The organism is Limibacillus halophilus (genome assembly GCF_014191775.1).
Taxonomy (GTDB): Bacteria; Pseudomonadota; Alphaproteobacteria; order Kiloniellales; family CECT-8803; genus Limibacillus; species Limibacillus halophilus.
The window spans coordinates 106921-131381 of record NZ_JACHXA010000003.1 but is presented as its reverse complement, the minus strand read 5'-3'; the positions used below and the strand labels follow the sequence as shown (position 1 = coordinate 131381).

Here is a 24461-nt window from a genome sequence, read left to right as displayed (position 1 = left end):
AACGGGATTTGCGTTTTGCGCTGCCGTGCCTATATTCCGCCTCATGATGCGTAGCCTTGAATCAACCAACAGCCTGGGATTGCCGGGCGCTCCCGCCGACACGCGTGTTGTGGTCGCCATGTCGGGTGGCGTCGACTCTTCGGTTGCTGCCGCGTTGTTGAAGCGCGAGGGCTACGACGTGGTGGGCATCACCTTGCAGCTTTACGATCACGGCGCCGCCGTTCAACGCAAGGGTGCCTGCTGCGCGGGTCAGGACATCTATGATGCGCGCCGTGTTGCCGAGACAATCGGTATCCCGCACTACGTACTGGATTACGAGAGCCGTTTTTCGGAATCGGTGATCGAGGATTTTGCCGACAGCTACATGCGCGGTGAAACGCCGATTCCCTGTGTGCGTTGCAATCAGACGGTTAAGTTTCGGGATCTGCTTTCCACGGCGAAAGAGTTGGGTGCGGCGGCTTTGGCCACCGGTCACTATGTACGGCGCGAGGCGGGCGTCAGCGGAACTGAGCTTCATCAAGCCGAGGACGATAGCCGGGATCAAAGCTACTTCCTGTTTGCGACAACGCCTGAGCAGTTGGATTTTCTGCGCTTTCCGCTTGGCGGTCTTCCCAAAAGCGAAACGCGTAAACTGGCCGAGGAATTGAACCTGCCGGTCGCGGCGAAGCCGGACAGTCAGGATATTTGCTTTGTCCCCAATGGGTCTTATGCGCAGGTGGTCTCACGCTTACGTCCCGGCGCCTTGGACCCGGGCGAGATTGTCGACCTGAAAGGGCAAGTGCTGGGGCACCATGAGGGCATCATCAATTTCACAATCGGGCAGCGCCGCGGAATTGGGATCGGCGGTACCGCCGATCCGCTCTATGTCGTGGCTATAGACGCGCAAGCGGCGCGGGTGGTCGTCGGACCAAAATCGGCCCTGGCGCGCGATCGGGTCTTCGTGAAGGAATTGAATTGGCTGGATGGACGCCCCTTGGGGCAGGAAGGCCGGAGTTGCCAGGTAAAACTGCGTTCGGCCCAACCGGCCGCCGCTGCACGGGTGATGGCGAGTCCGGGTGGCGGCGCCGTCATTGACTTGGTTGAGCCCCAGCATGGTATCGCGCCCGGCCAGGCGGCAGTTCTCTATGACGGGAGTCAGGTGCTTGGCGGCGGCTGGATAGTTGGTAGCGAACTGCGCAACCAGGAAGTCGCTTAAGCCTGCGGTGGCGGCCCGGCCATCAGGGGGAATGAATGCAATGGGTCTAGAGCCGATCATCGACAAGCTACGTGCCGTGGCTAACCAGAACCCGCCTCTTGGCTACAAAGTAAACTTCGATCTTGGTGATGATGGCGCGGTGTCCTGGGATGGGACAGGTACAACCGCTATCATAGAGAACGGACTTAGCGGGGATGCCGACACGACGCTGCGCCTTTCTCTCGAAAATGCCCGGAAGCTCATTGGCGGCGATCTCGATCCCAATGTGGCTTTCATGATGGGAAAGCTTAAGGTAGAGGGGTCGATGGGCGTTGCATTGAAGGTCGCAGCACTGCTTGAAGATTAAGCCTATTCTAATACCGCGCCGGGAAGGGAATGAAAGCGATGATGGGGATGGAATTCGTAGGTGTATTTGGTCTGATCCTTCTGGTTCTGATCGTTTGGGCGGGATTGCATATCGTCCAGTCCAACGCCTCCATGGGGGGTAAGGTTATCTGGATCGTCGTTTTGTTGGTCTTTCCGTTCCTCGGGTTCCTTGCCTGGCTCCTGTTCGGCCCGCGGAAGGTGTGAGACAAACGGTTCAAGGCTTTATCAAAAGAGAAAGGCCCGGCTTTCCGCCGGGCCTTTCCTTTTCAGGCACATGGCCTTTGACAAACTTACATTTTGGGGGCGACGTCACCCACCTCTACGTAGTTGCCCTTGGTCCATTCGTACCAGGTATAGTCAGCCGTCGTACGATCGCCCAATTCGTTGAAATTGAGCGGCCCGATGACCGTAGAGAAGTCCAATTCCCGGAGCTTGGCTTCAATGGCCGCGTTGTCCAGTGAACCGGCTGCGGTAGCGGCTGCTGCCCAAGCCTGAATGGCGGCGTAGGTGTACAGCGTGTAACCCTCGGGATCATAACCCTCGGCCTTGAAGCGATCGACGATCTCCTTGGCTTCCGGTTTTGCGCGCGGGTCCGGCGCGAAGGTGAAAAGCAGACCTTCGCCGGCATCGCCGGTGATGGACCAGAACTCCAACGTGTTGAGCGCATCGCCCGACAGGATCTGGGCGTTGAGGCCCTGTTCACGCATCTGCCGGGAAATTAGGCCCAACTCGGTGTGGTAACCACCATAGTAGAGGGCATCGATGCCAGCGGCTTTCAGCTTTGTCACGAACGCAGAATAGTCGCGTTCGCCGGGGTTGACGGTCTCGACGAGAACGGCTTTGCCGCCGGCCTTCTCGAAGGCGGCCAGCGTCAGATCGGCAAGTCCCTTGGAGTAGGCCTGCTTGTCGTGCGCGAAGGCAACCTTCTTGCCGATATAGTGCCTGCCGAGCCAAGCGCCGGCGTAATCACCCTGCTGGTCGTCACGACCGCAAGTGCGGAACACGTTCGAAAAACCCTGTTCCGTCAGCTTTGGGTTGGTCGAGGCTGGCGATATCTGAATGATGCCTTCCTCGTTGTAAACGGCGGAAGCCGGGATCGAGGAACCGGAACAGAAGTGACCGGCAACGAAAACGACACCGTCGTTCACGAACTTGTTGGCCACGGCCACTGCTTCCTTAGGATCGCAGCGGTCATCACCTACGGACAGCGAAAGCTGTTCGCCCAAAATCCCGCCGGCCGCGTTGATGTCACGAACGGCCGCCTCGGCGCCTTTCTGCATCTGCTCGCCGAAGGAGGCATACTGACCGGTCATCGGACCGGCGGTGGCGATTTTGATCTCCGCGTTCGCGCTCTGGGCCACAAGGGCGAAGATGGCAGCAGCGGCTGTAGAGAGTAGAATCTTCTTCATGGGTGGAGTCTCCTCTTGATCTCCCTGCAAGTAACGGCGCCCCACAAACCCAGGGGGTCGCCCCTTTGGCGGCATGCCTCCACCAAAGCTAGTCCCGTAGCGCGCGCCACCCGATTAACCCAGCGCGCTGATAGAGCCACGGATATTGCGAAACCATGCGATCGGCCCGGCGTTTGCGATAGGCGAACCAAGCGATCGCACAGAAAAATATCAAAGAAAGTACGAAACCCAGGAAATCCAGCAGGCTTGCGTCGCGAAGCGCAAACAGCAAAAAGCGATGCGCCAACGCTATCAAACCCGCATAGAAAAGCGCCACCCAAAGAGGCCGCCATCCGTTAGCCATTGCCTGGCCGGAAAGCCAAGCACAAATCCCGAAAGCGGCGGTCAATACGATGAAGACAGGCAGAGACTGTGAGAAGATCGCGCTCATGCGTGGCCTCCTTCTAGGTAGGCCGCCTTCACTTCGGGATTCTCCAGCAACTCCTTGCCGGTTCCGGTCAAGGTGATCTGGCCAGTTACAAGAACATAACCCCGGTTGGCGAGCCGCAAGGCATGGTGGGCGTTTTGTTCCACAAGCAAGACCGTCATGCGGCGCTCCGCATTGATCTGACGGATGGCCTCGAAAATCTGTTTGACCACCAGCGGCGCCAAGCCGAGGGACGGCTCGTCCAGCAGCAAAAGGCGCGGTTCGCTCATCAGCGCCCGCCCGATGGCCAGCATCTGCTGTTCGCCACCAGACAGCGTGCCGCCGCGTTGGTTCTCGCGCTCTTTCAAGCGCGGGAAAAGAGTGTAAGCGACTTCCAGGTTATGATCGTAACGCGCCGGATCGGACGTCAGCGCGCCCATTTGCAGGTTCTCTCGCACGGTCATGCGCGGGAAAATCCGCCTGCCTTCCGGCGCGCAGGCGATGCCATGGCGGACGATCTCGTCGGTGCGCTTGCCAGTAATGTCCTTGCCCGTGAAAGAAACCGTTCCGCGCCGCGCTTTGGTGACACCGCAGATCGTCATTAGCAGCGTCGACTTGCCAGCGCCGTTGGCACCGATCAGGGTCACGATCTCGCCCTCGGCAACCTCGACATCGACGCCCTTTAGAGCTTCGATCGCGCCATAGAATGTGTGGACGCCCTTGACGCTCAGCATCTAAAGCGCCTCCTCTTCCTCGCCCAAATAGGCGGCAATGACCTTGGGGTCCGATTGCACTTCCTGAGCCGTACCGTCGGCGATCTTCTTGCCGTAGTCCAGCACGATCACATGGTCGGAAATCTGCATGACGACGCTCATGTCATGTTCGATCAAAAGCACACCGATATCCTGTTCGTTGCGCAGCTGCAAAAGCAACTGATTCAGCTCGGCGGACTCACGGGGATTCAAGCCCGCAGCAGGCTCGTCGAGGCAAAGCAAGACCGGGTCGGTGCACATGGAACGCGCGATTTCCAGGCGCCGTTGAGCGCCGTAGGGAAGGTTGCCTGCCTGCCAGTCGGCAACCGGCGTCAGGCCCGTCCGGTCGAGATAGTAGCGCGCTTTCTCGATCGCCTTCTTTTCAGCTTTCTTGTACCCGGGCAGTCCAAACAGCCCGGCCACTGAAAAGGCACTGGCCCGCATCAAGTTGGTGTGCTGAGCGACCAGAAGGTTCTCCAGGACCGTCATGCGCGGGAAGAGTCGGATATTCTGGAAGGTACGGGCAACGCGGGCATCGCGGCCGATGCGATAGGCCTCCAACCGTTCCAGAAGGAACTGCTGGCCGTCCTCGTGGGTCAGGGTCAACCGCCCGACCGTCGGCTGGTAAAAACCGGTCAGGCAGTTGAAGACCGTGGTTTTGCCGGCCCCGTTGGGTCCTATGACCGCGGTGATTTCGCGATCGCGGGCAACAAACTCCACGTCATCGACGGCGACCAGGCCGCCGAATCGCATGGTCAGATGCTCGACTGTCAGCAGATCCCGGTTCATGAGGCGGACTCCTTCGTCGCCTCGGCCAGGGCCGCCGCCGGATCAGCGGCAGGTTTCATGCCGCCTCTACCGTCCTTGCCGTGTAACAGAACAGATGGCTCTCGATGCGACAGCAAGCCTTGCGGCCGCCAGATCATGATGAAGACCAAGCCCGCGCCAAAGGCCACCATCCGGTACTCGGCCAGTTCTCGAAACACTTCCGGCAGGCCAATCAAGAGGATCGCGGCGCAGGCGATACCCACCAGCGAGCCCATGCCGCCCATCACGACGATGGCCAGGATGATCGCACTCTCGATAAAGGTGAAGCTCTCTGGACTGATGAAACCCTGCCGCGTTGCGAAGAAAGCACCGGCGAGGCCGCCCCAGGCTGCCGAAATAGCAAAGGCGGCAAGCTTGATCGTCGTGCGGTTGATGCCCAGTGAAGCACAGGCGATGTCGTCCTCGCGCAGGGCTTCCCACGCGCGCCCGATGGGCAGCCGTCTGATTCGCAGCGTGAAGATGGCGACCAGCGAGGCCATGATGAGGATCAGATAATAGAGGAAGTAGATGCGATGCTCTGATGCGTACTCCAACCCGAAAAATTCGTGGAATGGAGGCAGGCCGTCGATGGCGTTGCGGCTGAAGACGGCCAGTCCGAAAAAGTCTGGTCTGGGAATGCCGGAAAGCCCGTCCGGCCCTTTGGTCACCGGGTACCAGTTGATCAGAATGATGCGAACGATCTCACCGAATCCCAAGGTCACGATCGCGAAGTAGTCGCCGCGCAGGCGCAGGACCGGGAACCCCAGGATCAGGCCAAAGGAGGCCGCTAGAATTCCCGCGAAGGGCAGGGCCAGCCAGAAGCTGACTCCCAGATACTGAGCGCCCAGCGCGTAGGAGTAAGCGCCCACGGCATAAAAGGCGACATACCCAAGGTCCAGAAGGCCGGCGTAACCGACGATGATGTTCAGGCCCCAACCCAGCATCACGTAGGTAACGATCAAGGTTGCCACGTCGATCACATAGCGGTTGGAAAAGGGCATGAAGGGCAGGATGACCGCCATCACGACCGCCAACGCCGCGAGCAGCGTGATAAAACCGCGGAAGGTTTCGGCGCGTGCTTCGGCCCGCGCATCGCGTTCGCCACGGGTCAGGTTGGAGTACCGGCGAGAAAGCTGCATCCCGGCGCGCAGGGCCAGAATCGCGCCTCCCGCACCCGCCAGGAAGGCGAGCGTGTAGCTCGGGAAAATGCCGTCCCAGGGCTCGCCCCCGGTCATCGCTGAAAGCTGATTGCGCAGCAGGTCCAACAAGCCGACAAGGCCCATCAGTCCGCCGCCTAGGACGACCGGAATTTCGCGTCCGGTCTCGCGCAGCAAAATCAACCCGAAGCGACCCAGAACCAGCAACAGGATCACCAATGCCGTTTCCGTCCAGCGGCCGACAATCTGCAACCCGCCGACATCATCGACGGTCTTCAAACTGAGAAGGGGGATGGTGAGGCCGAGGCCGACGACGGCGGTCAGGCCCAGTTCCCGACCGATCTCGGAGAAATCGAGCGGCGTACGTTCTACGGGTTGGCGCGCCATGGGTCTTAGACCTTCTCGATCTCGGGCCGGCCCAACAGCCCTTGCGGCCGGAAGATCAGCACGAGCACCAGGATGGAGAAAGCCGCGACATCCTTCCATTCGCTGGAGAAATATCCGGCCCACATGGCCTCGATCAGACCGATCAGGAGCCCACCGAGCATCGCGCCGGGCAGGGAACCGATGCCACCGAGCACCGCAGCCGTGAAGGCCTTCAGGCCCGCCAGAAAGCCTAGGTAGAAGTCCACCACGCCGTAGTAAAGCGTGACCATGACACCGGCGACGGCGGCCAAGGCCGCGCCCATGACGAAGGTGAGGGACACCGTGCGGTCCACGTTGACGCCCAGCAACGCAGACATGGTCTTGTCCTGTTCGCAGGCGCGTTGCTGTCGTCCGATCGAGGTGGTGTTGATGAAACTGGTAAAGCCATACATCAGCCCGACCGTGGTCACCACGATGATGATCTGCAGATAGGAAAGCTGCACCGTGAAGTCGCCGTCCTGCATGATCGTGAAGCCACCCTGAATCATCGGCGGGACCGGCTTGTTGCGCGCGCCCTGCATCAACTGGACGTAGTTTTGCAGGAAGATCGACATGCCGATGGCCGAGATCAGCGGCGCCAGCCTGAACGACCCGCGCAGCGGCCGGTAGGCGACCCGCTCGACCGTCCAGCCATAGACCGCTGTGATCAGCATGGAGAGGATCAGCACGATCAGGATCGCCAGCAACAAGGGTGCCTGGAAGCTTGCCAGCACCGTAAAGCCGATAACCGCCACGAAGGCCGCGATCATGTAGATTTCGCCGTGGGCGAAATTGATCATGCCGATGATGCCGTAAACCATCGTATAGCCGATGGCGATAAGGCCGTAGATCGAACCGAGCGTCAGCCCGTTGATCAACTGCTGCATAAAATAGGCCATGGTCCGCCTTGCACCGCTCCCTGCTTAAAACCGGCGTTGCGATCCGTCGCTGAACCCCGCTTCATGCGGCAGGGTGTTTCAGGTGGATGGATTCTCTTAGCTGAAAAACGCGTGGTCGCAAATGCCAATTCGGAGCTTCTTGCCAGAAAAGCGTGAAAAAGATGAGCCCGACCTCTGGTAAGCGTGCAAGATGGCCCTCGATACCGTGGTTATTGCCGGCGGGGAGGGGCGGCGATCGGCGAGGGCGGCCGGTTGGCCCGTCCGTAAAGCGCTTGACAGAGACCGCCCGCACCAATAAATCAAGCGCCACTTCCTGACGTGTGGCGGGGTAGCTCAGTTGGTTAGAGCAGCGGAATCATAATCCGCGTGTCGGGGGTTCGAATCCCTCCCCCGCTACCAAGGAAGTTCCTGGAATCATTGTGATTTTTTGCCTTGCAATTTTTTGTGTAAGGCGAGGTTTGACACTTTTTTCCCAGGGTTTGACAAAACCGTTCTCATTTTGGCCTCGTCGCCGTCCCATATTTCCAACAGTTTTTCCATTTTCCGGCGCAGATCAGCGTCGCGGCTATAGTGCTGCGCCATCGCGATTTCCTTCTGGCCCAGCAGGTCCTTGATCGTATCCTCGTCCCACCCTGCCTCTTTGAGGAAGGTCGCCACCGTGTGCCGTAGGCCGTGGATGGTAAGCCCAGGTTCAACCGCCCCCTTCTCCTCGAGCGCGATCCGCAACTTGCGCCAGCTCGCCCGTAGCCCCGCTTCGGTCCAGGCCTTCCCGCGCGAATTGACTGCTAGCGTCAAAGCGATTGGTTTGCCCTTTGCGATGAGTGCCTGCTCCATCTCGGCTCCTGCCCCCAGAGCCTCGCGCAGCGGCTTGAAGAGCGACTCCCAGAACCGTGACCCTTGTTGCAGAGCCCGCTTGCGGCTCCGCCGGTGCGGAACTTCAAAAATCCGAATGATGGCGCGTGCAATGCAATCCTCCGGCCACGCCCTGTTGATCAGCAACAACGGATCTGCCGCTCGCGTCCTGTCAGAGTTCTGGAGAATTACCGAAGGGCAAAAGCCAATGCCACGCTGAAGAGCGCCAGGGAGACAATGGTCCACTTCAACAGGTTCTTTCGGTGGTTGGGCAGATTCATGGAGCCCACTCCTTAATCGTAAACAAACCTTTCACTCACGATCTGGCTGGCAGGAACACCATGAGCCATCAGTCCTGCCTCGGCTGCATTCAACATTGCTGGTGGCCCGCAGAGCAGATACGTCCAGCCTTGCGACCCTTTTCGCTGGCCAAAAATATCTCCGATTACCTGGGCATCCACCAGGCCGGTTGCCCCGGACCAACCATCCGGAGGCTCACCTAACAGGTGTGTCACATTGAGGTCCGACGTAGCGGCAAGGTTCTCAAGTTCTTCTCGATAGACAATCTGGTCCTCGCGCCGGTTTCCGTAGAGCAAGATGACAGGCCGTTCGTCTCCACGCGCTCTCATCTCGCGTAACACGCTGAGAAGCGGCGCAATCCCTACACCACCCGCGATGAGACCTACACCCGGAGCATCGGGTTCCGGCAGGCTGAGGCCACCATGAGGACCATCGACCCAGGCACGCTGGCCGGGGCTTATGCGGGAGATCGAACGGGTGAAGTCGCCCAGCTCCTTGATGACAAACTGAACCTGCCTGTTGTTCGCAGGGGCGGATGCAATGGAGAAAGGGTTCTCTCTCAGGGTGAACGGATGCCGGGTAATGCCCAACCAGAAGAACTGACCGGCCTTGAACCGGATCGGCCTCCTGTCCCTTCGCGCAATCGTGAGCTCCCAGGTTCTCTCGGCGATTTGCCGGACCGAGATAACCTCGAAAGGCGAGAGCAGCTTTAGAAGCGGAGAGACCAGATAGACGTACAGCATCGAGACCGCAGCGATGCCGAGAAGACCGGTCCAATATATCGTCAAAGGCCCGGTTCCACTGTAGCGGCCTGAATCGAATGTATGGATGGCGACAAGAGCGGCGACCAGAATGGCGCCCAGGCCATGGCTGAGCCTCCAGGTTTCATAGCTGTAGGAAAGTGCGTCACGCGCCATCGCCGTGAGAACCAGTGCTCCCAGGAGTAGCCAACCGGCGATACCGGTGAGGATGCCAATGTTTGTCAGTTTAAGGAAACCGGTGGCGGCAAGATCCCAGGGAGGGGGATTGGCAATGATCGGAAGTGTGTAAATGAACGGATGGATGAGAACAAAGACCAAGAGGGTGCGGGCAAAGAGCTGATGGAACCGCATCGTCTGGTCGATTCCGATTTTGCTCGAAACGAAGCGAAACCGTCCTGACAAGAGGAATTCCATCAGCATGACCGCATACGCGGTCATGGCCAGCCCGGACGACAGATCATCGAGAAAGGGTCTTGGGGGAAGGTCCGAAATCCAGGCAAGAGCAACTGGCGCAGCCGCAATTCCGAGATAGAGAGCCAGGAGAAGACTGCTTGGCATCTAGGTTGCTCTCGGATTGTGACGGGCACGACTGGCCACCTCGAAGGTGGTCACGCTGGAGAGGGAGTTGCCTTGTCGAGCCATAATCCAGAGTTTCCAGTATCCGGCAGTGGATGATCAAAATGAAACTGCGGAGTTCACAGGTTAGAGGGTATCACCGTCTTCAAGTAAACAACCGCATTCATACATGCTTTGCGCTAGATCAATCCAAGAACCTCCTGAATGTGAATATCCTAAGCCGGAAAGGATCAGGAGGATAATGCCTCCGGATTCTCGAAATGCCCGTTACCGTCCGGAGGCAGTCGATCAATGCTACGCCGTATTCTGGTTTCCGTTTCTCATTCTCCTGCTGCTGCGGCTCAAAGCAGGATAGCGGTAGAGCTTGCAAGGCAACACAACGCGAAGATCACGGGCTGCGCCATTGTGGACGTTGACCGGATCGGGATGGTTGGACCAGCGCCGGTGGGAGCGTTCTCTTACAGGGTAAGGCTAATCGAGGCTCGCCTGCGTGACGCGACGAAAGACGCGAATGATTCACTCATTGCCCTTGGAGATGAGTGCAAAAGAGCCAACGTTGTTTATCAGGCGGTATCGCTCAGGGGAGACACAGACGAGACCCTTTCATCGGTTTGGCGATTCCAGGACCTGGCGCTAATTCCGACCAGACCCTGGTCACCAGGAGAGCGCAATGCGGACGATGTAGCGGCGGTGCTGCATCTGATCGCGATGGGTTTGAGACCAATGTTGGCCGTGCCTGAGCAATCGGAATGGAAACCAGCCAGCACACTGGTTGCATTGTCTGGCTCGCTGGATAGTGCGAAAGCCTTCAAGCAGTTCGTTCAATCGGATCTATGCCCGGACGCCAACCTGCATCTGGTCACGGCGGGCAAGCCAAAGAGTGGAGAATCCCCGGATCGCTTGCTCGATAAAGCCGAAGCCTATGCTATCGATCACGGCTTCAAGGTGTCCAAATCATCACTGCCGAGCGGGAGTGACCGTACGACTACTCTCCTGGAAGAAGCGGAGAGAGTTGACGCTGGTGTGATCGTCATCGGGTCTTCGTACCGACGCTTCCTTGCATTTGAGCAATTTGGGAGCCACGCAACCGGGATTCTGGAGCGTTCCAAGGTGCCGGTCTTTGTCTCTCACTGACTTGGCGAGCATTCAAAACCCCTCATGAGAGCTAAACTCTTTCCGGCGACGACGGCACAGTTTCTCAAGTCTGTTGGCGACCCGGCCTTGCACACCCTGAATCGCGCGCTTGAGTCAGACGATGATGCGCGTCGTCGAGGCGTTGGCGAGCCATAGCATTAAAATCTTTATCCGCGTGTCGGGGCTTGCCGCCCTTTGGGCGTCCGCCACGGGCGATGAATTCCTCTTCTGCTACCAAGGAAGTTCCTGGAATTTTTTTGTTGAAACATGGGTTTCGGCAGGGCGTCGGAGACACCTGCGGACACCGCGTCGCGATCGGCGCTTCTCATTGTTCGATCTCACCCTGACCATTGCCAAGTGCTTTCAACGCAAGGCCACGGTTGTTGTAGGCGAGCGTGAATTCCGGATCGAACTGTAGAGCCCGGTCATAGTCCTTGATAGCCCGGCGATACTCGCCCAAGTTGGCCCAGGCTAGACCACGGTTGTTATAGGCGAGGGCGTCGTCCGGATCGATGCGGAGGGCTTGGTCGTAATCTCCGATGGCGCGGCGATCCTCGCCGAGGTCAGCCCAGGCGACACCCCGGTTATTATAGGTTTCCGCGTATTCTGGATCGAGCTGCAAAGCCTTATCGTAGTTCTCAATCGCGAGATTGTATTCCTCAAGGTAGTACCAAGCGAGACCACGGTTGTTGTAGGCCTGCGCATATTCCGGACTCAAGCGGATAGCCTCGTTGAAGTTCTCGATCGCTTGAGAATATTCACCGAGGTTGCCCCAGGCATTTCCGCGGTTGAAGTAAGCCGACGCGTAGTCCGGATTGATGCGGAGCGCTTGATCGTAGTCCTCAATGGCGCGGCGATATTCGCCGAGGTCAGCCCAACGGAGGCCCCGATTTCTGTAGGCGAGTGCGTATTCCGGGTTGAGACGGATGGCGTGATCGTAGTCTTCGATGGCGCGGCGGTATTCGCCGAGGTCAGCCCACGACACTGCCCGATTGTTATAGGCGGCCGCATACTCCGGATCGAGGCGGATGGCGTGATCGTAGTCCTCAATGGCGCGGCGGTATTCGCCGAGGCCATCCCAAGCATTGCCTCGGCTATAATAGGCCGCTGCATACTGCGGATCTAGACGGATGGCTTCGTCGTAATCCTCAATGGCACGGTGATACTCGTCGAGGGCGGCCCAACGAAGACCCCTGTTTCTGTAGGCCAGCGCGTATTCCGGGTCGAGACGGATGGCCTGATCGTAGTCTTCGATGGCGCGGCGGTGTTCGCCGAGGTCAGCCCAAGACACTCCCCGATTATTATAGGCCAGCGCGTGTTTCGGATCGAGGCGGATGGCCTGATCGTAGTCCTCCATAGCGCGGTAGTGCTCATCTAGGTCGTTCCAAGCGATGCCCCGGCTGTTATAGGCCGCTGCATATTCCGGGTCGACGCGGATGGCTTGGTTATAATCCTCGATGGCGCGGCGGAGTTCGCCGAGTTCAGCCCAACGACGGCCTCTGTTTCTGTAGGCGAATACATAGCCGGGATCGACGCGGATGGCCTGATCGTAATCGGCGATAGCGCGGTGAGGTTCACCGAGGTCAGCCCAAGCATTGCCCCGGCTATTATAGGCGGCTGCGTACTGCGGATCCGAACGAATGGCTTCGTCGTAATCCTCGATTGCGCGGCGATGCTCGCCGAGGTCAGCCCAACGAAGACCCCTGTTTCTGTAGGCGAATGCATAGCCGGGATCGAGCCGGATAGCCTGATCGTAATCGGCGATTGCGCGGTGCGGTTCACCGAGTTCTGCCCAAGCTACGCCTCGGCTGTTGTACGCCGCTGCATACTGCGGGTCGACGCGGATGGCCTGATCGTAATCGGCGATTGCGCGGCGGTGCTCGCCGAGGTCACTCCAGGCGAGGCCTCGGTTTCTGTATGCCTCCGCAAGATCACTACCGCCTAAGGTTCCGCTTTCGATCTCGGCGGTGAGTTCATCTACCCGGGTGCGGCTGTCCTGCGCGTCATTCTGTTCAATACTTTGGGATTCGGTTTGGGCCGGTTGGGTCGGGCGTTGCGCCGTACAGGCCGCGACCGCGAAGGTTAGGGTCAGCAAGAGAGCAAGTGAAACCCTCGGAGAGAGGGTGCGGAGCGGCAGCATCCCGACAACCTTCTTTCGGTTGAAAGACTAGATGATTACACCTTCATTCGGGGAAGTCTAGATGATGCCGGTGACGGGGCGCGGTTCATGCAGGCCGGTGCTGCGACCTTTTATCCCGGGACAAAGCTCAGTCGATTTCGCAGTATCTATGATGTCTCTGAGGGTGACATCGTGGATGGCGATCCTTGGAGTTTTTGCGCTGCTCTGTTCGATGCCGACCACTTGGCGCGGATGAGACTTTGTAAAAGGAGTCCTGGAAATGTTCCGTAATTTCGATTGCTCCCCCGAGAACCGTCCTGCCATCGGCCTTGGCCTCGCGCCGACCTGGGTCATCATGATGTTTTACATCCTGGTCATGCAGCTCGTGGCGTCCGGCAAGATATTCTAGGCCCAGCTTGCCGCAGGGCGCAGCATCCCAACAACATTCTTGCGGGTGAAGGACGTTTTGATTCCCTCATCCATTCATTGTGTCCAGTCGGATGGGCGCCAGGATGCGTGCCCGTTCGCGCGGCTCGGTTAGGATTCGGCAAGGCGTTCTTTCTTCCAGGCCGCGGCGACTACTTCCATCTCGTCTGAACGTCGGCCGGGCAGGGAATCGTCGGGCCGGTACCAGGGAAGCTGACGGTCCACGAAAATGTGTGCGCTGGGTATCACATCCTCTGGATTGTCGAGCGAGCCGACGTTGACGCTGATAGCCCATTCGTTTTCGCCGTTCTGTGGCCGCCATAGAAGGCGAGAGCCGCAGTGCGGGCAGAATCCTCTTTCGCCGTACTCCGAAGACGAATGAAACTTTGGCGGTTCGCCGGTAAACTCCAGCGTACCTGCCTTGATTGGCACCCCGATCTCCGCTGGTTGTCCGCTGCTCTTCTGGCAGTTTTTGCAATGACAGTAGTAAGCGCTCTTTAGGAAGGCCTCTGCCTTGTATCGCACGGCGCCGCAAAGACAGCCGCCGGTCACATGCTCAGTTGAATTTACCATCGCCACTGCTCCTCAGATCGTTTCGGTGATATAAAAAGGCCTTAGTCTCTTTGGCAAGTACCTAGGGTTGGCCTCGAAATTGCGGCAAGGATTTTCCGCGACAGCCTGTTTGTCCCCATTGGATGGCCGCCGCTGCTTGATCGCGTTCGTGCGAGACCTTAATTCTCAAGGGTCTAGTCGCGAGAGGGTGGTTGCCGGTCTGGTCCCATCATCGGTCCGCGGAAGGTAAGCATTGTGGAAGTGGGGCCGTCTTGGAATTCGCCAATCATCTGATCCTTATCGGCTCCGGTTTGATTCTGATCAGCATCTTTGCCGGAATGATTTCCTCTCGCTTCGGCGCGCCCTTGCTCCTTGTCTTCCTGGTGCTTGGGATGCTGGCCGGGGAGGACGGTCCCGGCGGGATCGATTTCGACGATTTCGGCACGACCTACCTGGTCGGCAGCATCGCCCTGGCAATCATCCTCTTCGACGGTGGCTTGCGTACGCGGGTCGAGAGCTTGCGTAAAGTCGCGGCGCCAGCGCTGGTGTTGGCCAGCGCAGGGGTTGTCGTAACGGCCGCGGTTACGGGCGCGGCGGCCTCATTCCTGTTGGGTATCGGTTGGTTGGAAGGGCTGCTTCTGGGCTCCATCGTCGCATCCACCGACGCGGCGGCGGTGTTCTTGCTACTTCACCTGCGCGGTCTACGTCTGCGTGAGCGTCTCAGTTCGACCCTCGAGGCCGAGGCCGGGCTCAACGACCCCATGGCCGTCCTCTTGACCATTACCTGTGTTTCCTTGTTGGGGATGCCTGAAGTCCCCTTCAACGGAGATACGGCCGTTGCGCTGGTGGGCACCTTCGTTTTGCAGATAGTGGGCGGTGCGACGGCTGGCTTGGCGGGCGGCTACCTGTTGTTGTTCATGATCAACCGGATCCAAGTGGCCGCGGGGCTTTACCCGATTGTGGTAACCGCGTCCGTCCTTTCAATCTTCGCCGCCTCGCAAACGTTGGGCGCCAGCGGATTCTTGGCCGCTTATCTGATGGGCCTGACGGTCGGTAACCGAAACCATAAATCTTCCCTGCAAATCGACCGGTTCCATGATGGGTTGGCGTGGCTCAGCCAGATTGCGATGTTCCTGATGCTGGGTCTTCTGGTCACGCCCAGTGAGCTATTGCCCGTGTTGTTACCGGCGGTCGTGATCGCACTGGCGCTGATGTTGGTCGCGCGCCCCGTGGCGGTCGCGCTGTGCTTGCCGTGGTTTGGCTTCAAAGCGCGAGAGATCGGCTTCGTATCCTGGGTTGGGTTACGCGGCGCAGTGCCGATCTTCCTGGGAACGATACCGGTGCTGGCGGGGCTTGATCACGCGGCGGCTTATTTTGGCGTTGTCTATGTTGTGGTTTTGATTTCCTTGATCTTTCAGGGCTGGTCGATCGGGCTGGCCGGGCGGAAGTTCGGCGTGGTCCTGCCGCCGCGCCCGGAGGCGCCGCCACGTGTCGCCCTCAATCTGCCCTCGGGCTCCAGCCGTGACATGCTGGCATACTCCGTGCGGCCGAAATCCCTGGCGCTCAAACGCAACCTTGCCCGCTTGCCCTTGCCGGAGAAAGTTGATCTGGTCTCGATCATGCGCGAGGGGAAACTGCTGACGCCTGTATCGGTCAAGTACCTCAATCCGGGCGATGACATCCTGCTGTTGGCGCCGCCTGCGGCGCTTCCGGTTTTGGATCGCTTGTTCGGCGAGAGAGTAGGCGGGTTTGATTCAGTGGATGCGGCGATCATGGGCGCCTTTGTCTTCAACGGATCCGCGCCTTTGGAGTCCGTTGCCGATGCCTACGGTTTGAGGCTTCCGACACGCAAAGAGGCAGACACGATCGGCGCATTCGTTTCAAGGAACCTGCCCGGCCGCCTGCGGGTCGGCCGACGTCTGCGGGTCGGCGGTGTTGAGTTTGTGATTGGCGAGCTTTCCGAGGGCAGCATCAAATCGCTCAGCATCGACTTGGAGCCGAAACCCTGGAGCTTGCGCCTTGCACATATTCCCTTGATCTGGTGTCGGGCGATGATCGGTGAACCCTTGGCGAGCCTCGCTGCAAGAATGTTCCGGAAGAAAAGCTGACTGCCGGTTAGTAATGGCTTGCCAGGTCTTTCAAAGCGGCTTGCAGAGGTAGTGGACGGTCTTCTCGCGGCCTTTCAGGACGGCTTTCCCAACCTCCGCGAACCCCATCCGTTCATGAAAGGCGTCGGATTCCGGATTTGGCGGATCAAGGTTCACCTCGCAGACGACGCGCCTCAACCGCGCCTGGCGCGCAAGATCGAAAAGATGCTCGTAAAGGCGCCTGGCGAGCCCCATACCCTGAAATGCCCGCCCGACGACAATTCGGTCTACATAGGCAAATTCCTGGTAGCGCTCTGAAAACCACCTAAAATTAGGGTTATCGTAGGGACCCGAGTGATCGAAGGCGATAAGCAGCGCAGCGGCTTTCGGAACGCAGACCGCCGAAAACGCTCCGGCGAGCAAGCTCTCAAAATGCGGCTCGGTCAGGAACGACGTCTCGCGGGCATGCGCGTTGTTCAGATCCAGGAGAGCCCGCCGACCGGACTCATCCTGTTCCGCGATGTTTTCTATCTGAAGAATACTCAATCTTCCGCCTTCGATTTAGCAGGTGATCGGATTCCAACCCATGCCCTTAACTGGTCAAACCAATGATCATGGCCGACAAGGCCACCGCATGGATCAGCATGATCGCACGATCATTCCACAGCACACCGACACGGAGCCATCCCAAAAGACCAACCACGAAGAGGTAAAAACTCCAGGGCGTCATGCCGATGTTTGCACCAACCAATGAATCAGACGGCCCGGGTCAAGCCTCCGTCGATGCGGATATTCTGTCCGGTGATGTAGGCGGCATTCTCGGAAGCGAGATAGGCGATCAGCGAGGAGACCTCCTCAGCCTTGCCATAACGGCCCATGGGAATGCGTGCGCGGCGTTCTTCGGTTTCCGGCAGGCTGTCGATGAAGCCGGGAAGAACGTTGTTCATGCGGACGTTGTCTGCGGCGTAGCGATCCGAAAAGAGCTTCGTGAAGCTTGCCAGCCCAGCCCTGAAGACGCCTGAGGTGGGGAACAACGGATCGGGCTCGAAGACGGCGAAGGTCGAGATGTTGATGATCGTTCCGCCGCCTTGTGCCACCATCACGGGGGTCACGAGGCGCGTCGGACGGATAACGTTCATCAGGTAGAATTCCATACCCTCGTGCCAGTCCTCGTCGCTGACCTCCAGGACCGGGCCCTTGGGGCCATGTCCGGCGGAGTTGATCAACACGTCGATGCGGCCCCAGCGCTCCATGGCGCCGTCCACGAGCTTCTTGAGATCGTCGGGATTGCGGTTCGATCCGGTGACGCCGAATCCTCCCAGTTCCGCGGCTAGGGCCTCGCCCTTGCCGGAAGAGGAAAGTATGGCGACGTGATATCCCTCGGAAGCCAAGCGTCGTGCCGCGTCTGCACCCATGCCGCTACCACCCGCCGTAATCAGTGCTACTCTCTTGCCGCTCATGGCCGCTTTCTCCTTGTGTTGAATGAAGAGCTGAAAATAGCCCCGCGCAAAGCTTTTGACCAATCATGTTTGATAGTGTCAGACTGTAGAAATACTACTGTCTTGGAGAGCATCGTGGCCCTTCCCAATCTCAATGCGCTTTACATGTTTGATGCGGCGGCCAGGCATGAAAACTTCCGATTGGCATCGGAAGAACTGCATCTGACCCAAGGCGCGGTAGCCCAGCAGGTGCGGCAGATTGAGGCACGATTGGGCGTCAAGTTTTTCGAACGCAAGGCGCGGGGTTTAGCTCTGACTGAAGTTGGGCGCAGCTATCACAATGCGGTTCGCCAAGCCCTGGCGATCATTGCGGAGGCAACGGCACGGCTGCAGCCTTTGGCGTCGCGTGTAACCATCAGCACGACGCCGTCCTTTGCCTCCAAATGGCTGATCGCGCGCCTCGTCCGCTTCACTGAGGCACACCCGGATATTGAGATACGTACGGTCGCCAGCGAGGGGCTTTCCAACTTCACTTCCGACGACGTCGATATCGCGATACGGCTCGGCAAGCCGCCGTTCAACGGCGGATTGAACGCCGAGTTGCTGGCGCCGCAACGTCTGATCGCGGTTTGCAGCCCCGAATATGCGGCCACAATGGGTACGATTGAGCATCTGGAAGAATTGGCCGCGCACCACTTGATCCAGGATAGCCATCGCCACTGGGACCGTTTACTTGCCGTACCGGAGCGCAAGCCGCAACGTCGGACCATGATCTTCAATCAAACAGCATTGGCGATGGATGCGGCGGTGCGCTCTCACGGAATCGCCATAGCACCGGAATTACTGGTTGCGGAGGAGGTTTCGCTGGGGCGCCTGGTTCCCGTTTGGCGGGAAATTCGAGAAGAAGAGACCGGATTCTATGTCGTCTATCCGAAAACCCAACCACCGAACGCAAAGGCGAGAGACCAGGCAGTTGCCTGGTTGTTGGCCGAAGCGGTGGAAGCGCCAGGCTCGTGATCCGAATGGCCGTCGTTCAGCAACTTTGTTGCAAAAAATCGTAAAAAAATTGAACATTGATTTCTGCGGTCGCCGGTTCATCGCGGGCGGCTGCACCAGTATTGGGAGAAACCGATGGGCAAGCGAGCTTCCGGCGGGCGCAAGGCTCCAACACCTCGTGGCGTCAATCATGTTGTGCTCAATGTGCGTGATATTGAGGAGTCCCATCGTTTCTGGACCGAGGTCGTCGGCTTGAAGCATGTGGGAACTTTTCGTCCGCCGCCTGAGATGGAGCCCTTTCCAAAAATGCGGTTCTATAGCGGCGAACGTGACGGCAAGGTGACCCACCATGATGTTGCCTTGATGGAACTATCCGACATTCCGCCGCCGGCCGGGGCAAACGAGGCGCCTGAAAGGCCGCTCGCGCTCAACCACATCGCAATCGCCATGGCGGACCGAGAAGCCTGGCTGGAAAAGCTGGCGGACTTGCAGGCGCAGGGCGTCAAGTTCGACATGCGGGTCAATCATGGAGTGTCGCACAGCGTCTATATCAGCGATCCCAACGGCTATGGCGTGGAGATCCTTTACGAGCTGCCGCGCGTGCTATGGGAGAACGATATTGAAGCGGGCCTGAACTACCTTGAGATCCTTCCGACTGAAGGAGAGGCGGCGCTGCAGGACGACCTGGAAAGCGCCCCGCGTTTTGGCGCCCCTGCCGCGGAGTAAGGTGTGGTATTAAAGCGCTTCGTGGGCGATGAAGCCGACCATGTCGCTGGCCGCGAGGTCAGCCAAGCCGATCACCGATTGCGCGCAGCCTCACTTAGAGCCAAAGTGACGCCCCCAAGATTCCAAAGGGGTGCAGGTCATGTGGTTTGCGATCTTCAAGGCTCTACTTTCCGGTGTAATCATCATGGCGATCTCTGAGATTGGCAAGCGAAGCTCTGCCTTTGCGGCCTTGGTCGCCTCGTTGCCGTTGATTTCGGTCATGGGAATGGTGTGGCTCTGGGGTGAGACCGGGGACCGCTCTCGCCTCGCTGACCACGCGGAAGCGACGTTCTGGTACGTCCTGCCGTCTTTGCCGATGTTTCTTTTATTGCCGGCGCTGCTCCGTAGTGGGGTCAATTTCTGGTTGGCGCTCGCGTTGTCCTGTCTTCTGACCACGCTGCTTTATCTCATAATGGTTTGGGTGCTACCCCGGTTTGGTATCCGCTTTTGAAACGCAGGCGGCGTCAGAAGCATCTCGTGACAAATCGTCAATCGACAAAGGATGGGGTTTGTCGTTGAATCGAGAGATAAAGGGAAACCATGTAGGAAGATAGGTATGGCAGGCCACCACCACCACCATCACATAGATCCGAGCGCGGGTGATGCGAAGGTGTTCTGGGCGGTCGTTGTAAATTTGGGACTGACAGTGGCCCAAGTTATCGGCGGTCTGTTGTCCGGCAGCCTCGCGCTGATCGCGGATGCCATTCATAACCTGTCGGATGCACTGTCGCTCGTCATCGCATTCTTTGCGCGAAAGGTCGCGCGCCGTCCTGCTAACGAGAAGATGACCTATGGCTACGGTCGGGCGGAGATCGTGGCGGCCCTCGTCAACTACACGACGCTCATCCTGATAGGTCTTTATCTGGTTTATGAAGCCATGCTGCGCTTCCTTGAGCCAACGGCGGTCGAAGGCTGGCTGGTGGTAGTCATTGCGGGCGTAGCGTTGGTGATCGATGCTGTTACCGCGCTGCTGACCTTTTCGCTTTCAAAGCATAGCGTCAATATGCGGGCTGCTTTCCTTCACAATGTGGCCGATGCCTTAGGTTCCATCGCTGTGATCGGCGCCGGAACTCTCATCTTGCTTTATGATTGGCGTCTGGTGGACCCGATTGTCACGCTGTTGATCGCCGGATACATCCTCTGGCAGTCCTTTACGGAAATTGGCGCTGTCATCCGCATCTTGATGCTGGGCAGTCCCCCTGAGATGGATACACAGCAAGTTCTAGCGGAAATCGCGGATGTTGAAGGCGTTGCCGGTGTCCATCATTTGCACTTTTGGCAGATGCAAGAACATGAGAATGCTGTCGACGCTCATCTCGTGATTGCTTCGGGGCAGTGGAGGAATGCGGATGCGGTGAAGGAGGCAGTGAGAGCAAAACTGCGGGACAAGTTTGCCATTACGCACGCTACGCTTGAGACCGAGTGCTCACTCCATGCATGCCCCGACCCGAGGAGCATAGGCCATCACGAGGATAATGTGCCGCAACGACGCATCGCACACGATCATTAATCACTGCGTACACGACCCTGCGGTTTTATATTCCTGATCGGAAGGAGCGGTATCGATGCAACTGACCGAAAAACAGAAAGGCGTTGTGCGTGGGGCCGGAATGGCGATGGTAATCACGTTGATTACTTTGATCGGCGTTCTTTTCTGGCAACCGGATTTTCTGACGCCTAGCAACACGATGGCTGGGCGCCTTTCCTTTGCCTTGAAGGCTGACCTTTTTGTAGTGCTGCTTTTGGTCATATCCATTGGTCGGCTGGCAAGGCATCGGTTTCATGAACCCGCGGATATCGACGGCGGGGGTATGAGTGTAGGGACGGCGCGCGCCAAATCGCTTCAGGCCATCCTGCAGAACACCTTGGAACAAACGGTCCTGGCGATTACGCTTCACATTCTTTGGGCAGTGATTGCACCCGTTTCCTGGCTGGCGGCGATCCCGGTGGCCGTGGGGTTGTTTGTTATCGGACGCCTGTTGTTTTTCAGCGGTTATGAATCGGGTGCTCCGGCGCGTGCGGTAGGGTTTGGCCTCACCTTCTACCCCAACGTCCTGCTGCTGATCATCCTTGCGCTCATCGCCTTGCGGATCGTCGGCTAAAGGCAACCGTCGAAGGTTTCTTCACGTCCGGAAGATAATTTCTCTACTGAAGGCACCTATTTTGATAAAAGGTTGAATGCATACGATCTAAACACGCTCGAGTCGCCAGCAAAGGATTTCTGATAGTGCCCGCACGTAGTAACGGACTTCTTTTTGACGTGCTGGGCAAGATCTTAGGCGCAGTTCTATTGCTGTGTGTACCGGTGGGTCTGACGCTTTATTTCAAGGTTACGGGCGGAAACTACAGTACGGCCGAGGAACCTTTGGCACACGAAGCCGCAGTGGCGTTTGTCGTGTTTTGGGTCAGTATTCTTTCAGTGCTGTCATACCGTTGCTATCTGCGCAGCCAGGAGACTTTTCTGCGCTATCTTACACTGTCGCTTCTGGGAGGCACGATTACCTATGCCTTCCACGGTATTTTTACACGCTGGGCAGATACGAACGAGATACTATTCCTGGCCTATGGCCCCGCTGCCAGATTGGTTCTGGCCGGTCTATTCTTTGTCGGCCTTCTCAATTTTGGCCGCCGCGATCATCATCTGGCGACATGGCGCTATTGGACTATAGCAATAGGCTTTTTGCTATTGTTGCCAATATTGATGTCCATCGTGCCATTCGAAAGCATGGATCTGAGAAAGACCATGTTTTCTCTAGAGATTTTTGCTTTCGTATTTTTCTGGGGTTCTGTAGTAATAATTCTATTCCAGAAAGCATATAGCCAGCTAATACTTATATTATCTCTATCTATAGTATTGTTTGCAAGCTCATCAGTGTCATTTTTATTCTCGGTAAAGCATTGGGATCATATTTTCTGGCTCTCTCATTTTATTTTTGGCGTCGGGTTGGTTTTTCTGAGTGTTTGTATTATTCGAAGCCGGTTGCGTGCGGAGGCCTTCGACAGCGTTTTCACGGATGATTTTCTGCTATCGCGCCTGGCGGCTAGTGCGGAAAAATTCCGTAAGGTGCAAACGGTTTCGCCCGACGTATTCCTGTCATTGGATACGGACGGCAATATTTTATCCGTAAGTGCACGCTCCGAGAGCATCTGGGGGTATAAGGAAGAGGATCTGCTTGGGCGAAGCTGCTTCTTTTTGATACATCCAGATGATCATCAATCCACAATGGAAGCGATCCGGAAGGTGGCTGAGGGCGAGCCGCTGACCCAGTTCAACAACCGGAACATTCGCAGCGACGGCCAGATCAGAGACATGATTTGGTCTGCGATCTGGTCGGAGAGCGACCAGGAACTCGTGTGTATGGGCCGGGATGTTACAGATGGCATGCTGGCTGAGCGGTCACTGCAGAGAAGCTTGCGCTTGGAGGCCATTGGGCAGTTGACAGGCGGTGTCGCGCACGATTTCAACAACCTTCTTCAGGTCATCAATGCGTCCCTCGATGCCCTGCAGGAATCCAAGCTCGACCAGCAGCAGCACAACAAAATTCTCGAGCAAGCGTTTGGCGCCGTTCATCGGGGGTCGGAGCTGATCGGTCAGTTGCTGACATATTCGCGGCAACAACCGCAGGCGCGTTCTGTCGTGGATCTGGTGTCGATCGTTGAAAACTCGCTACCGCTGTTACAAAGAACCTTGGGCGAGCAAGTGCAGGTTACCTTTGAAAGTCAGGTCAGCAATGCCTGGACTTTGGTGGATGCGTCGCAACTTGACAGCGCGATCATGAACTTGGCGATCAATGCGCGTGACGCGATGCCTGATGGCGGCCCATTAGCTTTCAGGGTTTACGAAAAGATCGTTGATGCGCAGCCCGGCGCTAAGACCAGCGAAAGCCCGACCATAGCCACTCAAGGCGACTTACCGAGTGGCCGATATTGCGTCTTGGAGGTGTCGGACAAGGGCGAGGGGATGGATTTGCAGACGCAAGAGAGAATCTTCGAACCTTTCTTTACTACAAAGGATGTAGGCAAGGGGTCAGGCCTGGGACTGTCCATGGTGTTTGGGTTCATGAGCCAATCGGAAGGGCGGGTGCTGGTCGACAGTACGCCCGGACAAGGCACCACGTTCTATCTCTATTTCAAAGCCGAACAGAAGGAGCCGCGGGAAGCAAAGAAATCACGGCCCGACGTCAAGATGGATGGCACCAATGTCGGCCGGGTTTTGATCGTCGAGGACAATGAGATGGTTAGCGCTGCGATCGTTAAGCAGATATCCAGCGCCGGCTATTCCGTTCAGACTGCCTCCTCCGGCATCGACGCCTTGGCGATCCTGGAAAAAGATTCCGGTTTTGATCTTTTATTTACCGACGTGGTGATGCCGGGCGGCCTTGATGGAATTGCTTTGGCAGAGAAGGCAGAGCAATTGAACGCTGATATGAAAATCCTCCTGACCTCAGGATTTTCGAGTACTTATGCAGATAAGCATCACTACAGCATGCTTCCCAAACCCTATCGCAAGAAAGATTTGATAGAGGCAATTCAGGCCTTGGTGCCCGGTGATTCCTGAAAGTTAGCTTAGCTGTCGAGTTGACAGCTTCGGTCCTGCCAGAACTCCAGTACCGAGAGGAATACAACCGTACCGCCCAGAACGAAGTGAAGCAGCCGCAAAGTGCCGTCGTACTGCATAAGCAAGGGGGCAACGACGACCCATACGCCGCAGGCGAGCTTCAACAGTTCTTCCCAACGACGAAGCATCATCAATTGCAACATCACCATTACGGTTATGGTAATTCCCGCTAGTCCGGCACTGATTGCTACTGATGGTGTAGCGGCGGATCCGGCGGCAAGTGGCGAGAGGACGATCAGGACACCAGCACTGACGGAGCACACATCTTCCCAGTCATGATGGTCGCTGATCCAGCTATGCTTGATCGATGAAAACATCGAACTCCCTCCCCATAGATGCTGTCGTTGCACCCGTTGCCCGCCAGGATTTTCGATGGCTTCTCTCGGTTCGCTCTTGTCGAGCGTCCAGCAATAAATTGCATTTGAAGAAAATCTTAACAG

At 57.6% G+C, this 24461-nt stretch carries 26 protein-coding genes and 1 tRNA gene; 13 read left to right on the top strand and 14 right to left on the bottom strand.

The genetic code is table 11. The features are described 5' to 3' along the window. The first annotated feature begins 43 nt into the window (after window positions 1-43). Genes mnmA through FHR98_RS06405 form a run of 3 tightly spaced genes read left to right on the top strand, consistent with a single transcriptional unit; the run spans window position 44 to window position 1765 of the window. Window positions 44-1195: a tRNA 2-thiouridine(34) synthase MnmA gene (gene mnmA, locus FHR98_RS06415; RefSeq protein WP_246377546.1), complete on the top strand. Its 1152-nt coding sequence runs from the start codon at window positions 44-46 to the stop codon at window positions 1193-1195. A gap of 40 nt (window positions 1196-1235) precedes the next feature. Next, a complete protein-coding gene (locus tag FHR98_RS06410) occupies window positions 1236-1541 on the top strand; it encodes an SCP2 sterol-binding domain-containing protein (RefSeq protein ID WP_183415828.1) in 306 nt (101 codons plus the stop codon). 38 nt (window positions 1542-1579) lie between these two features. After that, complete coding sequence (locus FHR98_RS06405; protein ID WP_246377543.1) at window positions 1580-1765, top strand: PLDc N-terminal domain-containing protein; 186 nt, start codon at window positions 1580-1582, stop codon at window positions 1763-1765. 86 nt (window positions 1766-1851) lie between these two features. Here the strand turns inward: FHR98_RS06405 and FHR98_RS06400 are convergent, their stop codons facing one another. The 6 genes from FHR98_RS06400 to FHR98_RS06375 form a co-directional block, all read right to left on the bottom strand. After that, window positions 1852-2970, bottom strand: coding sequence for a branched-chain amino acid ABC transporter substrate-binding protein (locus FHR98_RS06400; protein WP_183415827.1), 1119 nt, complete (start codon window positions 2968-2970; stop codon window positions 1852-1854). An 88-nt stretch (window positions 2971-3058) separates the two neighbouring features. Continuing rightward, window positions 3059-3400 (bottom strand): DUF6867 family protein, encoded by a 342-nt coding sequence (locus FHR98_RS06395; RefSeq protein WP_183415826.1) that lies wholly within the window; start codon window positions 3398-3400, stop codon window positions 3059-3061. Continuing rightward, a complete protein-coding gene (locus FHR98_RS06390) occupies window positions 3397-4110 on the bottom strand; it encodes an ABC transporter ATP-binding protein (RefSeq protein ID WP_183415825.1) in 714 nt (237 codons plus the stop codon). Before FHR98_RS06390 ends, FHR98_RS06395 begins: the two co-directional genes overlap by 4 nt. Continuing rightward, complete coding sequence (locus FHR98_RS06385) at window positions 4111-4917, bottom strand: ABC transporter ATP-binding protein (RefSeq protein ID WP_183415824.1); 807 nt, start codon at window positions 4915-4917, stop codon at window positions 4111-4113. Further along, window positions 4914-6479 (bottom strand): high-affinity branched-chain amino acid ABC transporter permease LivM, encoded by a 1566-nt coding sequence (gene livM, locus FHR98_RS06380; protein ID WP_183415823.1) that lies wholly within the window; start codon window positions 6477-6479, stop codon window positions 4914-4916. The genes FHR98_RS06385 and livM overlap by 4 nt, the downstream gene beginning before the upstream one ends. A gap of 5 nt (window positions 6480-6484) precedes the next feature. Beyond that, window positions 6485-7396 (bottom strand): ABC transporter permease subunit, encoded by a 912-nt coding sequence (locus FHR98_RS06375; protein WP_183415822.1) that lies wholly within the window; start codon window positions 7394-7396, stop codon window positions 6485-6487. Between the two features lie 322 nt (window positions 7397-7718). Between FHR98_RS06375 and FHR98_RS06370 the strand changes: the two genes are divergently transcribed. Beyond that, a tRNA-Met gene (locus FHR98_RS06370) sits at window positions 7719-7795 on the top strand. 15 nt (window positions 7796-7810) lie between these two features. Here the strand turns inward: FHR98_RS06370 and FHR98_RS06365 are convergent. Together FHR98_RS06365 and FHR98_RS06360 are read right to left on the bottom strand one after the other, a co-directional pair. Then, window positions 7811-8230: a tyrosine-type recombinase/integrase gene (locus FHR98_RS06365; protein ID WP_183415821.1), complete on the bottom strand. Its 420-nt coding sequence runs from the start codon at window positions 8228-8230 to the stop codon at window positions 7811-7813. Between the two features lie 311 nt (window positions 8231-8541). Next, window positions 8542-9867 carry a ferredoxin reductase family protein gene (locus tag FHR98_RS06360; RefSeq protein ID WP_183415820.1) on the bottom strand — a complete coding sequence of 442 codons (1326 nt, stop codon included), beginning with the start codon at window positions 9865-9867 and terminating at the stop codon, window positions 8542-8544. A gap of 309 nt (window positions 9868-10176) precedes the next feature. Between FHR98_RS06360 and FHR98_RS06355 the strand changes: the two genes are divergently transcribed. Then, entirely contained in the window at window positions 10177-11019 is an 843-nt protein-coding gene (locus FHR98_RS06355) for a universal stress protein (RefSeq protein WP_183415819.1), read from the top strand. 325 nt (window positions 11020-11344) lie between these two features. Here FHR98_RS06355 and FHR98_RS06350 read toward each other — a convergent pair whose 3' ends face one another. Beyond that, window positions 11345-13159: a tetratricopeptide repeat protein gene (locus FHR98_RS06350; protein WP_183415818.1), complete on the bottom strand. Its 1815-nt coding sequence runs from the start codon at window positions 13157-13159 to the stop codon at window positions 11345-11347. A 259-nt stretch (window positions 13160-13418) separates the two neighbouring features. On the opposite strand from FHR98_RS06350, the gene FHR98_RS16730 reads away from it, so the two are divergent. Next, entirely contained in the window at window positions 13419-13547 is a 129-nt protein-coding gene (locus FHR98_RS16730; RefSeq protein ID WP_281369924.1) for a hypothetical protein, read from the top strand. Window positions 13548-13675: 128 nt separating this feature from the next. Here FHR98_RS16730 and FHR98_RS06345 read toward each other — a convergent pair whose 3' ends face one another. Further along, on the bottom strand, window positions 13676-14137 hold the full coding sequence (locus FHR98_RS06345; protein WP_183415817.1) for a GFA family protein: 462 nt from the start codon (window positions 14135-14137) through the stop codon (window positions 13676-13678). A 251-nt stretch (window positions 14138-14388) separates the two neighbouring features. On the opposite strand from FHR98_RS06345, the gene FHR98_RS06340 reads away from it, so the two are divergent. Next, window positions 14389-16224 carry a potassium/proton antiporter gene (locus tag FHR98_RS06340; protein WP_183415816.1) on the top strand — a complete coding sequence of 612 codons (1836 nt, stop codon included), beginning with the start codon at window positions 14389-14391 and terminating at the stop codon, window positions 16222-16224. Window positions 16225-16254: 30 nt separating this feature from the next. Here the strand turns inward: FHR98_RS06340 and FHR98_RS06335 are convergent, their stop codons facing one another. Genes FHR98_RS06335 through FHR98_RS06325 form a run of 3 tightly spaced genes read right to left on the bottom strand, consistent with a single transcriptional unit; the run spans window position 16255 to window position 17663 of the window. Further along, entirely contained in the window at window positions 16255-16749 is a 495-nt protein-coding gene (locus FHR98_RS06335; protein WP_221205763.1) for a GNAT family N-acetyltransferase, read from the bottom strand. A 46-nt stretch (window positions 16750-16795) separates the two neighbouring features. Further along, window positions 16796-16954, bottom strand: coding sequence for a DUF6552 family protein (locus tag FHR98_RS06330; protein ID WP_221205762.1), 159 nt, complete (start codon window positions 16952-16954; stop codon window positions 16796-16798). A 4-nt stretch (window positions 16955-16958) separates the two neighbouring features. Next, window positions 16959-17663: an SDR family oxidoreductase gene (locus FHR98_RS06325; protein WP_183415815.1), complete on the bottom strand. Its 705-nt coding sequence runs from the start codon at window positions 17661-17663 to the stop codon at window positions 16959-16961. A 114-nt stretch (window positions 17664-17777) separates the two neighbouring features. On the opposite strand from FHR98_RS06325, the gene FHR98_RS06320 reads away from it, so the two are divergent. The 6 genes from FHR98_RS06320 (at window position 17778) to FHR98_RS06295 (ending at window position 23961) form a co-directional block, all read left to right on the top strand. Beyond that, window positions 17778-18659, top strand: a complete 882-nt coding sequence (locus FHR98_RS06320) for a LysR substrate-binding domain-containing protein (protein WP_221205761.1) — start codon at window positions 17778-17780, stop codon at window positions 18657-18659. A gap of 114 nt (window positions 18660-18773) precedes the next feature. Continuing rightward, window positions 18774-19364 carry a VOC family protein gene (locus tag FHR98_RS06315; RefSeq protein WP_183415814.1) on the top strand — a complete coding sequence of 197 codons (591 nt, stop codon included), beginning with the start codon at window positions 18774-18776 and terminating at the stop codon, window positions 19362-19364. A 139-nt stretch (window positions 19365-19503) separates the two neighbouring features. After that, a complete protein-coding gene (locus tag FHR98_RS06310; protein WP_183415813.1) occupies window positions 19504-19854 on the top strand; it encodes a DUF3147 family protein in 351 nt (116 codons plus the stop codon). A gap of 105 nt (window positions 19855-19959) precedes the next feature. Then, a complete protein-coding gene (locus FHR98_RS06305; RefSeq protein WP_183415812.1) occupies window positions 19960-20913 on the top strand; it encodes a cation diffusion facilitator family transporter in 954 nt (317 codons plus the stop codon). Between the two features lie 55 nt (window positions 20914-20968). Further along, window positions 20969-21505: an MAPEG family protein gene (locus tag FHR98_RS06300; RefSeq protein WP_183415811.1), complete on the top strand. Its 537-nt coding sequence runs from the start codon at window positions 20969-20971 to the stop codon at window positions 21503-21505. A gap of 479 nt (window positions 21506-21984) precedes the next feature. Beyond that, window positions 21985-23961 (top strand): PAS domain-containing hybrid sensor histidine kinase/response regulator family protein, encoded by a 1977-nt coding sequence (locus FHR98_RS06295; protein WP_183415810.1) that lies wholly within the window; start codon window positions 21985-21987, stop codon window positions 23959-23961. Between the two features lie 8 nt (window positions 23962-23969). On the opposite strand, the gene FHR98_RS06290 is transcribed toward FHR98_RS06295, so the two are convergent. Continuing rightward, a complete protein-coding gene (locus tag FHR98_RS06290; RefSeq protein WP_183415809.1) occupies window positions 23970-24338 on the bottom strand; it encodes an SPW repeat domain-containing protein in 369 nt (122 codons plus the stop codon). Between the last annotated feature and the right edge of the window lie 123 nt (window positions 24339-24461).